Below are 14226 nucleotides of genomic sequence, written 5' to 3'. Positions count from 1 at the left end.
AAGTACAAAAAAAATACCGGACGTGAAGCCCGGTATTGTATGATCAGTTTGATAGATCTCTTTAAAACAACTCTCCTTGTACGTTGCCTTCATCTTCTGGTGGCACTTCTTCCTCCTCTTCTACCAGCAATTCTACATCTACAAAATCATCCCCGGCAATCTTGGTACCTACTGTTTTCCAGCCGGTTACCTCTAAGGTTTCATGCAGTGAGATCTCTTCTTCCTCCGGATCACGTTTCTTGCCTGTTCTCAGCAGCACAATTGGTTCTGCCTGTGTGGTGACCAGCTCCAGGTGATTATTAGCCCCTTCTTTGATAAAGAGGAACTTGTTATTTAATGTCAGCGTTTCGATCATGAAACGTTTGGCATTGTACTGCTTCTTATCCGCGTCAAAATAAACGGCAGTAACCACTTTCTCCGGATTGAACTTCTCTATATACACAGCATCGTTGGATTCGTAACGGTTGGTGATCTCATAGTTGGTGAGTTCGTATGTACCGTTCTTATAGAACACCAGGATCTTATCGTCTCCTTCAAAGCTGCCTACATATACTCCACGCTGTTCTGTGTTAAGCCTGCCTACTGCATCATCATACCAGATCTTGATACCGGATAAAGTAGAAACGCCTTTCTCTTTGAACTTCACGCTCTTGATCGGGTACTTCGTCACTACGTTACCCATGGAACTGCGGCCTTTGATGGGAATGGTTTCGAAATAGAAATCAAATTCCTTCTTTTTAGCGGCACAGTTAGGACTGAGGCGTACGGTTACTACTTCCGCTTCTCCATTTGGATTGGCAGTGAAATAATGCACTTTGGAATTCTTCTCTCCTTTGGTGAGATCGTATTCCTTATCGCGCGTGATCCCGGTTACATTAAAACGTTTGGCTAAGCTATAGCCTGTTTTATTATCCACGTAGATCATATTATAGGTCATCCGTTCGTCTCCTTTGCGGAATACGTCTATGTGAATGATATCCTTGCCTACAAAGGTTTTATCTGCCACCTTTGTTACCAGCATCTTACCATCCCTGCGGAATACGATGATGTTATCCAGGTCAGAACAATCTGCTACGAATTCATCCTTCTTTAAGGAAGTACCGATGAAGCCATCTGCACGGTTCACGTAGATCTTGGTATTGGCAATGGCTACCTGCTGTACCTGGATGGTATCGAATGTCTTGATCTCTGTTTTGCGTTCGCGACCTTTGCCGTATTTCTTCAGTAAGCCTTCATAATAATGAACGGCATAGTCTGTGAGGTTGGCGAGGTTGTTTTTTACTTCTTTGATCTCTGCTTCAATGCCCTTGATCTGTTCGGTGAGTTCATTGATATCCAGGCGATAGATCCTGCGTACGGGCTTCTCCGTTAGTTTGAGGATATCTTCCCGGGCAATCTCGCGTTTGAGGTTCTTCTTGTAGGGCGCGAAACCTTTATCAATAGCTACCAGAACGGCTTCCCAGTCCTTGTGCTTTTGTTCCAGTTCCTTGTAGATCCCTTTCTCGAAGAAGATCTTTTCCAGCGAGGTATAATGCCATTTCTCTTCCAGCTCTGCCAGTTTGATCTCCAGTTCCCGCTTCAGCAGTTCTTTGGTATAATCTGTGGCATACTTCAGGAGTTCGGATGCGGTGATGAAGCGGGGCTTTTCATCAATGATCACGCAGGCATTCGGGGAAATGGATACTTCGCAATCCGTGAATGCATAAAGTGCATCGATGGTGATGTCCGGAGAGATACCGGGTGCCAGCTGCACTTCTATCTCTACATCTTTCGCTGTATTATCTACTACCTTTTTGATCTTGATCTTACCATTGTCGTTGGCCTTTACGATGGATTCCATCAGGGCCGAAGTGGTAACGCCATAGGGCACGTCTTTGATCAGCAGGGTTTTTTTGTCTTTCTCTTCAATATGTGCTCTTACGCGTACTTTACCTCCTCTCTTGCCGTCATTATAGTTGGCAACGTCTACCATGCCACCGGTTAAGAAATCCGGGTATAATTCAAACTTTCTGCCTCTAAGGTATTTGATGGAAGCGTCTATGAGTTCATTAAAGTTATGCGGCAGGATCTTGGTGCTCAAACCTACGGCAATACCTTCTGCGCCTTGTGCCAGCAGCAGCGGGAATTTCATGGGCAGGTGCAGCGGTTCGTTCTTTCTGCCATCATAGCTGAGCTGCCATGAGGTGGTTTTAGCGTTGAAAGCTACATCCAGCGCAAATTTAGAGAGGCGGGCCTCAATGTAACGCGCGGCAGCGGCATCATCGCCTGTGCGGATATCTCCCCAATTACCCTGGGTTTCTATCAGGAGTTCTTTCTGCCCCAGGTTTACCATGGCATCTGTGATGGAAGCATCACCATGGGGGTGATACTGCATCGTTTGCCCGATCACGTTAGCTACCTTGTTAAAACGCCCGTCATCCATTTCCTTCATGGCATGCATGATCCGGCGTTGTACAGGTTTAAAACCATCTTCTACCCCCGGCACAGCGCGTTCCAGGATAACGTAGGATGCATAGTCCAGGAACCAGCCTTTATACTTGTCATCTACGTGCTCTCTGCCATGCAGTGATTCTTCCGGTGATTCGATTGTGTTACTCATATGATCCTTTAAAAACTTTCTTAATTATAATGATGCCGTTCTTCTGCCCGCCAGGAAATCTGCTCTCCAGATCCTTACGGAATCCCGCTTCACATCTTCCAGCGTATTCAGTTCTATGAAAGAACAATCCGTGATGGCTTCCAGCTCATGCCAGATCTGGATGGCTATCTCTATCCTTGCCGGCGCTTCGATGATCTCTGTACGCAATTCACTTTCGTCCATCGGGCACCAGTGCAGGTTCACTTTTCCGCTGAGCAGGTACATGATCTCCGGGTTCTTGTAATCACTGTGCCCTTCATGATAATGCTGGCCACTGCTGGAACCGGCATTGCGGTAACAGAGGATGAAAGTACCGGTGCGGAATGTCTGCCATTCGTAGCCCTGGCCTCTGTCATCTGAGCCTATTAATACTAAAGGGGAAATGGTGATCTGTGCCATAGGTTTTATGCGTTTTCAGCGGGAGTTGCTTCGCTACTGCCGCCGGGTAATTTTATTTCAAAGTCACGCATCGTTTTCAATTCACCTTTGCTTTCTATCTTCCCTTCTTTGATCAATTCTTTTATACGCCAGGAAAGGAACTGATCCATCACCGGGTATTTGAACTTCCCGGTTACCTGTACGATCACTTTATTCGCTTTCTGGAATTCTTTGCCAGTGGCCAACACCAGGTCTTTATCAAAAAAGCTGGCAGGTTCTCCACGGAGTTTCTTTCCACCTTCCAGCAAACGGATGCCTGCGTTCTCATTCATCAGCCGGTGCCATTCATCTCCATCCAGTTCAAATTCCGCCAGTGATACTTCGCGGGCCAGTTTTTTGGCTTTGATGAATTCCTTTGGCAGGATCTGGCTGAGATGGGTAGGATAAAATACGCCGTTCTTCTCATTCAGGAAAGGAAGATTATTGAGATAAACGAGGTTTATACGTCCGGAGAAACGATCCAGTTGACTGATCAGCCAGAAATACCCGGACACATCACAGGCATTTTGCCCGGCCCAGATCCAAACTTCCAGCTCCTCTTCTTCTCTCAGCCTTCCTTTCAGCGATCTCACGGGATCTTCCGGTGCGGGCACTTCTTCTCCTTCTGCAGGAACAATGGCGGGAATATCCAGCATGTTGTTCCACCACTCCCGGCGGGCAGTTCTGCCTTCCGGTGTGTCCAGGATGAATAACGGGCCTACGGCGAGGTCGTCTTCAAAACACAATATTTCTCCTGCTAAAGCAGGGTCCAGTTCAAAAGCCGCTTTGAGGTTAGCTTCAGATGATTGCCCGAATACAATATGTAGTATCATACTTTTATTTCTTAACTCACCGGCACTGCGTCTGCGTCTGCCAGATCTTTTTCACTTCTTAAATTGCCGATGATAAAATCCTGGCGTTGTTGTGTATTCTTACCCATGTAATATTCCAGCATCTTGGCCACGGTCATTTCCTTGGCGGGAATGATGGGTTCTTTCCGCATACTGTCTCCAATAAACTGGCCGAACTCATCCGGAGAGATCTCTCCCAATCCTTTGAATCGTGTGATCTCCGGTTTGTTGCCCAGTTTCTTCACGGCCTTCTGTTTTTCCTCTTCACTATAACAATAGATAGTTTCCTGTTTGTTACGTACCCTGAAAAGTGGTGTTTCCAGGATGTAGATATGTCCGTTCTTCACCAGGTCCGGGAAAAATTGCAGGAAGAAGGTGAGCATCAGCAGGCGAATGTGCATACCATCCACATCGGCATCGGTAGCCAGTACGATATTATTATAACGCAGGCCTTCCAGTCCGTCTTCAATATTCAGTGCGTGTTGCAGGAGGTTAAATTCCTCGTTCTCATACACGATCTTTTTAGTAAGACCGTAACAGTTGAGGGGTTTACCTCTTAAGCTGAATACCGCCTGTGTTTCCACATTGCGGGATTTGGTGATGGAACCGCTCGCAGAATCACCTTCCGTAATGAACAGGGTGGTTTCCCGCTGGCGGGTAGCCATATCATCCTTTCCTTTGCCGGTGTATTCCTCGTTCATGTGAACGCGGCAATCGCGCAGTTTCTTATTATGGAGGTTTGCTTTCTTCGCTCTTTCATTCGCCAGTTTCTTGATACCGGCCAGTTCCTTTCTTTCTCTTTCACTTTGTTCAATCCGTTTCTTCAGCGCATCTGCTACGGAAGAATTCTTATGCAGGTAATCATCCAGTTGTTTGGATAAGAATTCCAGCACAAAGGCTTTCATGGACTGTCCGCCTTCTGTAACGGTGATAGAGCCCAGTTTGGTTTTGGTCTGACTTTCAAACACCGGCTCCTGTACCCTTACAGCAATAGCTGCACAAATGGAGGCGCGGATATCTGTAGCATCGTAATCTTTCTTGAAGAAATCCCTCACGGTTTTCACAAATGCTTCCCGGAAAGCAGCTAGGTGTGTACCGCCCTGGGTGGTATGCTGGCCGTTTACGAAGGAATAATATTCTTCCCCGTAGGAGTTTTCGTGGGTGATGGCTACCTCAATATCTTCTCCTTTCAGGTGGATGATGGGGTAACGCAGGTCTTCTGCGGTGGTTTTCCTTTGCAGGAGGTCCAGCAAACCGTTTTTGGAAATATACTTCTGGCCGTTAAAGCTAATGGTAAGCCCCGCGTTCAGGAAACAGTAGTTCCAGATCTGGTTCTCCAGGAAGTCCGGTATATATTGATAGTTCTTAAATACGGTATCGTCTGGTGTAAAGGTTACCAGCGTTCCATTAGGTTCCGTGGTAGCTGCTTCTTTATGTTCCTTTAATAATACCCCTCTTTCAAATTCCGCCACTTTTACCCGGCCTTCTCTTACGGAGGTTACTTTAAAGTAGCTGGAAAGCGCATTCACCGCTTTGGTACCCACACCGTTCAATCCCACTGATTTCTGGAAGGCCTTACTGTCGTATTTAGCACCGGTATTGATCTTACTCACCACATCCACTACCTTACCCAGGGGAATACCCCGGCCAAAGTCCCGCACGGTAACGCTGTGTTCGGACACCTTGATCTCTATCTGTTTGCCGAAACCCATCATGTGCTCGTCAATACAGTTATCCACTGTTTCCTTGATCAGGATGTAGATCCCATCGTCCATGCTGCTGCCATCCCCCAGCTTCCCGATGTACATTCCGGGGCGGAGGCGGATATGTTCCCGCCAGTCCAGCGAGCGGATGGAGTCTTCCGTATAGGCATTTAACTTATTATCTTCTGCCATAGTCTTTCAATTAATCGCTTGATGTTGAAACCGTTGGGAAGGAATCGTCCTGGCCCATTACTAATTCTTTTAGCAAAACCCGGTCGTTGGCAAAAATAAAGGATTAGAACAATATCCCAAGTAGATTTTATACACTATACCTATATTATTGTAAATGAAATGCTTGAACATGCATATTCACAATTCAACCTGCCAGCAAGCAAAATAAATCCCACTTTCGTGATATAACATGTTACGAATAATTGCATATTTTATTAATTACATACCCCAGGCACTAAATATCAGAAATTTCTATTCGTTTATTATTTTATATGATTAAATTCTCTATATTTACATCCGGCTCAATTGAAAACAGAAAAACCTTATAACTATGAAAACATTTTTCTTTGCCGTCGTACTATCTGTTTTGATCATTGCACTAATCGTTACTGTATTAATTAAACAAGAACAACAGAGCATGTTTCGTTTAAAAGATGTGTGCATCCGCCTGATGCAAAAGTTCGACTCCTGGCAAATGATGCGCTGAGCGTAATTTCCAATTTAAACATGAATTCTTTTACTTATTGGATCATTGATCTATAAATCCCTATACCTATGAAAACCGGCTTACTATTCAAACTGGCATGTCTGTGCATTGCCTCCATGGTGTTGATGGCACATTTTACGCGCACTTATTTACGTAGAGTACGCGTTGTCCGCGTGCGGTCTGCCCACTAGGAATACACGGGCGCCCCTGGCATTACCCTGTGACAGGAAAAGTTTAAAAGGAAAGATCCGTCTCCATGAGGCGGATCTTTCCTTTTTTTGGCTGTATTATCTTATTATTTTGATGGATTATCCCCTCTTCCGTTTGCATCCTACCAAAGAAACAATTATCTTGCCTAAACACAATCTGGTATTGACTTCTACAGTGAACAGCATTAGTATTTAATTGCCCGTCTTATAGTACTTAATTCGCTATGTATTATAAACGGCCATACATATTCCACTTTCATGAGACAACCATCACGTGCTGCTCTTGCGGCAATCTGTTTACTAGCTTACTTCGCCTGCAATCAGCCAGGTGCAAACAAAGGCGCGCAGACAAGCAAACTACCGGACGAAGTAGACTACAATTTCCACATCAGGCCGATCCTCTCAGACAAGTGTTTTACCTGCCATGGCCCTGACGCCAATAAGCGGGAAGCGGGACTGCGACTGGATATCGGAGACAGTGCCTTTAAAGCCCTCAAGGAAACGCCGGGTGCTTTTGCATTTGTTCCCGGCAAACCACATCAGTCTGAAGTGTACAAACGTATCACCTCCCAGGATACCTCGCTGAAAATGCCACCGGTAAATTCCAACCTGGCACTCACGGAGCATGAGATAGACCTGATTGAAAAATGGATCAAACAAGGCGCAAAATATAAACCACACTGGGCCTTTGTACCGCCGCAACCGGTAAAACCACCGGTAGTGGACGATGAAAAATGGCCTAAGAATGATATTGACAAATTCGTTTTAGTAGCCATGGAAAACGCTGGGTTAAAACCTAACGTGGAAGCTGATAAAGAAAGGCTGTTAAAACGCGCCTGCCTGGATATAACAGGCCTGCCCCCTACTATTGAGATGATGGACCGTTTTATGGCGGATAACAGTCCAAATGCTTATGAAAAGATGGTGGATACCCTGCTGGCCATGCCCCAGTATGGAGAAAAAATGGCGCTGCACTGGATGGATGTATCCCGCTTTGCAGACTCCCATGGTTACCAGGATGATAACTACCGCAGCCAATGGCCCTGGAGGGATTGGGTGATCTATGCCTTTAATAAGAACATGCCTTACAACCAGTTTGTGAGCTGGCAGCTGGCCGGAGACCTGATGCCCGGCGCTACCCGCGAGCAATTACTGGCCACCGGCTTCAACCGTAATCACAAGATCACGGAAGAAGGTGGGGTGATACAGGAAGAATATCGTGTGGAATATGTAACAGACCGTACGAATTCATTCGCCAAAGCTTTCCTGGGTGTTACCATGGAATGCGCGCACTGCCATGATCATAAATACGATCCTTTTTCTCAAAAGGAATATTATCAGCTGTATGCCTTCTTTAATAATGTAAAAGAAGTAGGGCTGGAATCTGTAGTGGGCGGACCGGAAACATTCGCCAAGAAACCTTTGATGGAGATCTCCAATGAAGAGGTGAAGAATGTGTTATCCTTTATCAACAAACCGGATACCAACCGCCTGATCGTTTCTGTAATGGGAGATCAGGATACTACCGTGCGGAAAACGTATATCCTTAACCGTGGTGTATATGATGCGCATGGAACGGAAGTTGTGCCGGGCACGCCAAAGTCTATTCTCTCTTTTGATAATGTAACACCAAACAGGCTTGGCCTGGCGAACTGGTTGTTCAGTCCGAAGAACCCACTGGCGGCCAGGGTATTTGTGAACCGCATGTGGCAGGAAGTATTCGGCAAAGGCATTGTTAAAACATCCGGCGACTTTGGGATGCAGGGAGAACTTCCCTCCCACCCTCAGCTGTTAGACTGGCTGGCGGTAGATTTCCGTGATCATGGATGGGATATCAAACGCCTGATGCGGCAGATCGTTACTTCTGCTACTTATCGTCAGTCTGCGATCGTACCGAAAGAAAAATTACAGGCAGACCCTGATAATATATGGTTGTCCCGCGCACCACGTTACCGTTTACAGGCAGAGCTGGTACGTGATCTTGTATTAAGCAGCAGCGGCCTGCTCACGAAAAAGATCGGCGGCCCCAGCGTGAAACCTTATCAGCCCAAGGGCTTGTGGGAACTGGCCACATCAGGCCGCGGGCTTTTGGCAAGATACCAGCAGGACCATGGCGAAAGCCTCTACCGCAGAGGATTGTATACGTTCATTAAACGCACCGTGCCTCCTCCTTCTTTAATGATCTTTGATGGCAGCAACCGGGATCAGTGTGAAGTGAAACGTTCTAATACCAATACACCTTTACAGGCATTGGTGATGCTGAACGATCCCCAGGTGCTGGAAGCATCAAGGGTATTGGCAGCTAAATTATTGCTGGATAAAAGTGATCCGGTGGAGAAAGCATTCCGCATGATCGTATGCCGCAAGCCAAGTGAAAAGGAACTGACACTACTGCGTGATTATTATAAAGATCAGCAACAACACTACCGGGGCAAACCTACGGAAGCGGCTAAGCTCCTGAACGTGGGAGAAACCCCCTTGCCGGAGAAAGCAAACAAACCGGTACTGGCGGCATTGATGCAAGTGGTGACCACTATTTATAATCTTGAAGAAACCCTCTCTAAATCCTGATATATGGACAAAGAACTTTTAGAACACGGGTTAAATATGAACCGCCGGAAATTCCTCTCCCGTTTAAGCCTGGGATTGGGAAGTGTGGCATTGGGCTCGCTGTTGATACCAGACCTGCTGAGTGGCAGCGGTGCAGAAGAAATGGGATTCCCTCCCGGCATTCCGCATTTTGCACCTAAAGCCAAAAGAGTGATCTACCTCTTTCAGAACGGCGCTCCTTCCCAGCTGGAATCTTTCGATTACAAACCTATGCTCCGCCAGATGATGGGGCAGGAACTACCTGCTTCTATCCGCAACGGGCAACGCCTTACGGGCATGACCGCGGGTCAGGCTTCTTTTCCGCTGGTAGGTTCTTTCTATGATTTTAAACAATACGGGCAGTCCAGGGCATGGGTCAGCGACCTCTTCCCTTACACGGCAAAAGTGGTGGATGATATTTGCATCATCCGTTCCATGCATACAGAAGCCATCAATCATGATCCTGCATTGACCTTCTTCCAAACCGGTGCACAGCAAGGCAACCGCCCGAGTATGGGCGCATGGCTCAGCTATGGTTTAGGCAGTGAGAATAAAAACCTCCCTGCATTCTGTGTATTGCTGTCCAGGGGAAAAGGAAATGGTCAGGGTGTATATTCCAAACTCTGGACAAACGGATTCCTGGATAGTATTCACCAGGGGGTGCAATTCAGCAGCGGCGAAAGCCCTGTATTATACCTGAATGATCCTGCCGGTATGGATTCCACAGGCCGCCGCAAGATGCTGGATAAACTGGCTGAACTGAACAATCTCTCTTACAGCGAATTTGGTGATCCCGAGATCAATACCAAGATCCAGCAATACGAAATGGCTTACCGCATGCAAACAGCGGTGCCGGAGATCACCGATCTTTCCAAAGAACCGGATGATATCATCAAACTATACGGTCCTAATTGCCTTGTTCCCGGCACCTTTGCATCCAACTGTTTACTGGCGCGCAAACTCTCTGAGAATGGGGTGCGCTTTGTACAGCTGTATCACCAGGGTTGGGATCAGCATGGTAACCTGCCTAATGAAATGGCAGGCCAGGCAAAGGATGTGGACCAGGCTTCTGCTGCATTGATCACAGATCTCAAACAACGTGGTCTCTTAGATGAAACGCTGGTGATCTGGGGTGGTGAATTTGGCAGAACGAATTACAGCCAGGGTAAGATGACGGCAGAGAATTACGGCCGTGATCATCATCCCCGCTGCTTCTCTGTATGGATGGCAGGCGGTGGTGTGAAACCGGGTGTATATGGAGAAACAGATGAATTCGGTTATAACATTATAAAAGATCCGGTGCATGTGCACGACTTCCAGGCTACGGTGATGAACCTCCTGGGGCTGGATCATGAGAAACTAATCTATAAACACCTTGGCCGCCGCTATCGTCTTACGGATGTAGCTGGTACCGTTATTCCCAATCTTATTGCATAATGATGGACAGAAGAAATTTCATTCAGGCATCCGCGTTAATAGCCGGTAGTTTTTACATCACAAAGGATCTGTTTGCGAAAGATAATGGCGCTGTGTATGGCCATAACAACATGCGCTACCGCATGGATAATAAATGGGGCAACCTGGACCCTTCCAAACACCCGGTAAAGGATTGCCATGAAATGGTGCAGGATAAAAAAGGACGTATCATCCTGCTCACCAATGAAACAAAGAACAACATCCTCATCTATAACAAGTCCGGCAAACTGCTCAACAGCTGGGGCCATGAATTCCCCGGTGCGCATGGTTTAACGCTGGCGCATGATCATCTGTATATAACGGATACGGATAAACACCAGGTATTTAAAACTACCCTGGATGGTAAAATATTAATGACCATCAACTTCCCGGAAGAAAGTGGCGTGTACAAAGAAGCAAAAGCTTTTGTACCCACAGAAACCACGGTAACAGACGATGGTGATTTCTACATTGCTGATGGTTACGGATCACAATACATCCTGCATTATAACGCTGAAGGAAAACTGCAAAACTTCTTTGGCGGCAAGGGGAAAGAAGATAAGAACCTCGATAATGCACATGGCATTACAATAGACAAACGTAATGGCACACCTACCCTCCTGGTTACAGACCGTACGCGTAATTGCTTTAAACGGTTCAGCATGGCGGGAGAACTGATGGAGATCATCCCACTTCCCGGTGCATGCGTATGCCGCCCGGTGATCAAAGGAGATCATTTATATGCTGCGGTGCTCCGCTCTCCTGATCTGAGTAAAGCGAACACTGGCTTTGTGACCATCCTCGACAAGAACAATAAAGTAGTATCGAATATCGGGGGCACTGCTCCTGAATATAAAGATGATAAACTGCAACCGATGTTGCAGGCAGAACCGATCTTTGCAAATCCGCATGATGTATGCGTGGATGATGAAGAAAATATCTATGTAGCGCAATGGGCTTCCGGGAAGGTATATCCCTATAAATTCAAACGCGTTTAGCATGGTGAAAAGACTGTCCGAAAATCTACTGATCGCTGCAAACATATTTATCCTTTTCCTCCTGGTGTTCTATCAGCACCTGCATGTACCTGCATGGTTGCAGGTGATAGGCAGGATGCATCCGCTGCTTTTACACTTCCCGATCGTATTACTGATCCTTGCGCTGATACTGGACCTGCTGACTATTCGCAGTGAACAGCTTTCTGCTTCCCTGCGTCCGCTGATCAGCCATCTCTGGCTGGCAGGTGCGCTTACGGCTGCCATTACAGTGATCATGGGATTATTCCTTTCCCGCGAAGAAGGGTACACCGGCGATATGCTGGCCTGGCATAAATGGTCCGGCATTGCTGTGGTATGGTTATCTTCTCTTTTATACTGGTACCGGTATGTGAGAAGATCGGTGATGGTCACCGGCAGTGCGCTGACGCTGATCAGCTTAGCGGTGGCGGGGCATTTTGGCGCCAACCTTACACATGGAAGTGATTTCCTGCTGGCTCCTGTTACACCGCAATATGCTAAAGTAACAGTACCCATAGAACAGGCGGTGATCTTTGAACACCTGGTAAAACCTATCCTGGAACAAAAGTGCATGAGCTGTCATAATTCCACCAAAGCAAAAGGAGAATTACTGATGCAAACCACTGCACAGATCATGAAAGGAGGAAAGAGCGGGCCTTTGTTCATTGCCGGGAATCCTATGGCCAGCCTGATGATAGAGCGTTTACATCTTCCGATGGAAGACAAGAAACACATGCCGCCTACCGGTAAAACACAACTCAGTTTGCAGGAGATAGAAGTACTGCAACACTGGATCCGCTTAGGGGGTGATTTTAAAAAGACGGTGGCTTCCCTGAAGAAAGAAGATAGTTTATACGTGCTGGCAGCGCAATTGTTAAAACCTGCTGTAACGGAAGATGCGTTTGATTTTGCTGCAGCCAGCGAAGAGAGCATTAAAAAGTTAAACAACAACTACCGGGTGGTCTTTCCTTTATCCAGGAACTCTCCTGCGCTGGTCGTTAACTTCTATAGCAAGGAGCAATATAGTCCGAAAGCACTGGAAGAATTACTTCCGCTGAAAACGCAGATCGTTGAACTGCATATGCAAAAGATGCCGGTGAAAGATGAAGAGCTTTCCATCATCAAACAATTCAGCAACCTGCGGAAGATCAACCTGGATTTCTCTGCTATTACAGGCAGTACATTGCAGGAACTGACGGGGCTTAAACACCTGCGTTCACTCGCTCTTTCCGGTACGGGCATCAGCCTGCAACACCTGCAAAAACTAAAGGCCAGTAAAAGCCTGGAGGAAGTGTATTGCTGGAATACGCCATTGACTGAAAAAGACTGGCAGCAGCTGGCTACCATAAAGAACATCCGTTTTGAGAAAGGATATGATAATCACGGGCAGGAACCATTGAAGCTGAACGCTCCTATCGTGAACAATGACAATACGATCTTCCAAAGTAAACAAACATTGGCGATCACACATCCTATCAAAGGTGTTGAGATCAGGTATACACTGGATGGATCTGAGGTAGATAGTTTGAATTCTCCTGTGTATAAGGATTCTATCATAGTAGATTCCAGCTTCACAGTAAAAGCGAAGGCCTTTAAAGTGGGCTGGTATGGTAGTGATGCGCTTGTAGCACGCTTCCTGAAAACTACTTATAAACCGGATAGCGCTGTGTTACTGAAACCTGCTAATGAAAATTACCTGGCAGAGGGGCCCAAAACATTCTGGGACCTGCAAACGGGTAACTTTGATATCAGAAGTGGCAAATGGGTGGGTTTCCGGGTTGGTGAAATGGAGTTGCTGATGATGTTCAACCAGCCGGTAAATGTGCATGCTATTACACTTAATACCATGCGTAATGTAGGTGCTTATATCTTCCCGCCTACAAAAGTGGAAATATGGGGAGGTACTGATCCTGCTAAAATGCAATTGCTGAAAAAGATACAACCGGTTATGCCGGGCAAAGATGATCCGAATATTATGCAGGGTATCACCTGTGAATTCCCTGCGAAGGACATCACTTGTATTAAGATCGTAGCGGCGCCTTTGCAGAAACTTCCGTCATGGCATAATGGGAAAGGTAAACCGGCCTGGATATTTATTGATGAGATATTGGTGAACTGATTTATAACTCTTTCATTTAACTGAGTGCTCTTTCATTTGATTGAATGTTATTTCATTTGATTGAATGCTTTTTCATTTGAAAAGAAAAAAACACTCGTAGCACTGAATGCTCTTTGGTGAACTGATTTATAACTCTTTCATTTGAAAAGAAAAAAACACTCGTAGCACTGAATGCTCTTTGGTGAACTGATCAGCTTCTTTTTTTGTAGGCTGAGACCTTGCCGCGCAGTAAAGGGCGGAGTTTTTTTTTCTTTTTGGGAGAACACTTTCTTAAAGGGCTGGCTTTTTTGCCGGCCCTTTTTTTGTAGGGCTGAGACCTTGCCGCGCAGCAAAGGGCGGAGTTTTTTTTCTTTTTGGGAGGACACTTTCTTAAGGGGCTGTTTTTTTTGCCGGCCCTTTTTTGTAGGGCTGAGACCTTGCCGCGCAGCAAAGGGCGGAATTTTTTCTTCTTTTTGGGAGGGCACTTTCTTAAGCAAAGGGCGGAGTTTTTTTTCTTTTTGGGAGGACACTT

10 protein-coding genes are annotated in these 14226 nt (G+C 46.3%); 5 read left to right on the top strand and 5 right to left on the bottom strand.

Annotated elements, in window-relative coordinates:
- Positions 1 to 61 precede the first annotated feature (61 nt).
- From GFS24_RS02975 to GFS24_RS02960, 4 genes are read right to left on the bottom strand one after another with little or no spacing between them, the layout of a single operon-like run.
- Positions 62 to 2599 carry a DNA gyrase/topoisomerase IV subunit A gene (locus tag GFS24_RS02975; RefSeq protein ID WP_153658082.1) on the bottom strand — a complete coding sequence of 846 codons (2538 nt, stop codon included), beginning with the start codon at positions 2597 to 2599 and terminating at the stop codon, positions 62 to 64.
- 24 nt (positions 2600 to 2623) lie between these two features.
- Positions 2624 to 3037 (bottom strand): hypothetical protein, encoded by a 414-nt coding sequence (locus tag GFS24_RS02970; protein ID WP_153658081.1) that lies wholly within the window; start codon positions 3035 to 3037, stop codon positions 2624 to 2626.
- A gap of 5 nt (positions 3038 to 3042) precedes the next feature.
- Positions 3043 to 3888, bottom strand: coding sequence for a DUF1835 domain-containing protein (locus tag GFS24_RS02965; RefSeq protein WP_153658080.1), 846 nt, complete (start codon positions 3886 to 3888; stop codon positions 3043 to 3045).
- A gap of 11 nt (positions 3889 to 3899) precedes the next feature.
- Complete coding sequence (locus tag GFS24_RS02960) at positions 3900 to 5801, bottom strand: DNA topoisomerase IV subunit B (RefSeq protein WP_153658079.1); 1902 nt, start codon at positions 5799 to 5801, stop codon at positions 3900 to 3902.
- Positions 5802 to 6171: 370 nt separating this feature from the next.
- Here GFS24_RS02960 and GFS24_RS02955 point away from each other — a divergent pair, with 370 nt between their 5' ends.
- The 5 genes from GFS24_RS02955 to GFS24_RS02935 all read left to right on the top strand — a co-directional run bounded on the left by GFS24_RS02955 (position 6172) and on the right by GFS24_RS02935 (position 13715).
- The gene (locus tag GFS24_RS02955) at positions 6172 to 6327 is read left to right on the top strand and encodes a hypothetical protein (protein WP_153658078.1); all 156 of its coding nucleotides are present in this window, start codon (positions 6172 to 6174) and stop codon (positions 6325 to 6327) included.
- Positions 6328 to 6794: 467 nt separating this feature from the next.
- Positions 6795 to 9107, top strand: a complete 2313-nt coding sequence (locus GFS24_RS02950) for a PSD1 and planctomycete cytochrome C domain-containing protein (protein ID WP_153658077.1) — start codon at positions 6795 to 6797, stop codon at positions 9105 to 9107.
- Positions 9108 to 9110: 3 nt separating this feature from the next.
- Positions 9111 to 10562 (top strand): DUF1501 domain-containing protein, encoded by a 1452-nt coding sequence (locus GFS24_RS02945; RefSeq protein ID WP_153658076.1) that lies wholly within the window; start codon positions 9111 to 9113, stop codon positions 10560 to 10562.
- Positions 10562 to 11578, top strand: a complete 1017-nt coding sequence (locus GFS24_RS02940; protein WP_253906389.1) for a 6-bladed beta-propeller — start codon at positions 10562 to 10564, stop codon at positions 11576 to 11578. The genes GFS24_RS02945 and GFS24_RS02940 overlap by 1 nt, the downstream gene beginning before the upstream one ends.
- Position 11579: 1 nt before the next feature.
- Positions 11580 to 13715 carry a c-type cytochrome domain-containing protein gene (locus tag GFS24_RS02935; protein ID WP_153658075.1) on the top strand — a complete coding sequence of 712 codons (2136 nt, stop codon included), beginning with the start codon at positions 11580 to 11582 and terminating at the stop codon, positions 13713 to 13715.
- 137 nt (positions 13716 to 13852) lie between these two features.
- Here GFS24_RS02935 and GFS24_RS02930 read toward each other — a convergent pair whose 3' ends face one another.
- Positions 13853 to 14191 (bottom strand): hypothetical protein, encoded by a 339-nt coding sequence (locus GFS24_RS02930; RefSeq protein ID WP_153658074.1) that lies wholly within the window; start codon positions 14189 to 14191, stop codon positions 13853 to 13855.
- Between the last annotated feature and the right edge of the window lie 35 nt (positions 14192 to 14226).

It is taken from the genome of Chitinophaga sp. SYP-B3965 (genome assembly GCF_009647655.1).
Lineage (GTDB): Bacteria > Bacteroidota > Bacteroidia > Chitinophagales > Chitinophagaceae > Chitinophaga.
Note: the sequence above shows the minus strand (reverse complement) of the source record. Positions and strands in the feature narration are given on the sequence as shown.

Excerpts from the sequence above, each read along its gene's own strand:
- GFS24_RS02975 (WP_153658082.1), bottom strand. The coding sequence starts at position 2,599 with ATGAGTAACACAATCGAATCACCGGAAGAATCACTGCATGGCAGAGAG.
- GFS24_RS02970 (WP_153658081.1), bottom strand. The coding sequence starts at position 3,037 with ATGGCACAGATCACCATTTCCCCTTTAGTATTAATAGGCTCAGATGAC.
- GFS24_RS02965 (WP_153658080.1), bottom strand. The coding sequence starts at position 3,888 with ATGATACTACATATTGTATTCGGGCAATCATCTGAAGCTAACCTCAAA.
- GFS24_RS02960 (WP_153658079.1), bottom strand. The coding sequence starts at position 5,801 with ATGGCAGAAGATAATAAGTTAAATGCCTATACGGAAGACTCCATCCGC.
- GFS24_RS02955 (WP_153658078.1), top strand. The coding sequence starts at position 6,172 with ATGAAAACATTTTTCTTTGCCGTCGTACTATCTGTTTTGATCATTGCA.
- GFS24_RS02950 (WP_153658077.1), top strand. The coding sequence starts at position 6,795 with ATGAGACAACCATCACGTGCTGCTCTTGCGGCAATCTGTTTACTAGCT.
- GFS24_RS02945 (WP_153658076.1), top strand. The coding sequence starts at position 9,111 with ATGGACAAAGAACTTTTAGAACACGGGTTAAATATGAACCGCCGGAAA.
- GFS24_RS02940 (WP_253906389.1), top strand. The coding sequence starts at position 10,562 with ATGATGGACAGAAGAAATTTCATTCAGGCATCCGCGTTAATAGCCGGT.
- GFS24_RS02935 (WP_153658075.1), top strand. The coding sequence starts at position 11,580 with ATGGTGAAAAGACTGTCCGAAAATCTACTGATCGCTGCAAACATATTT.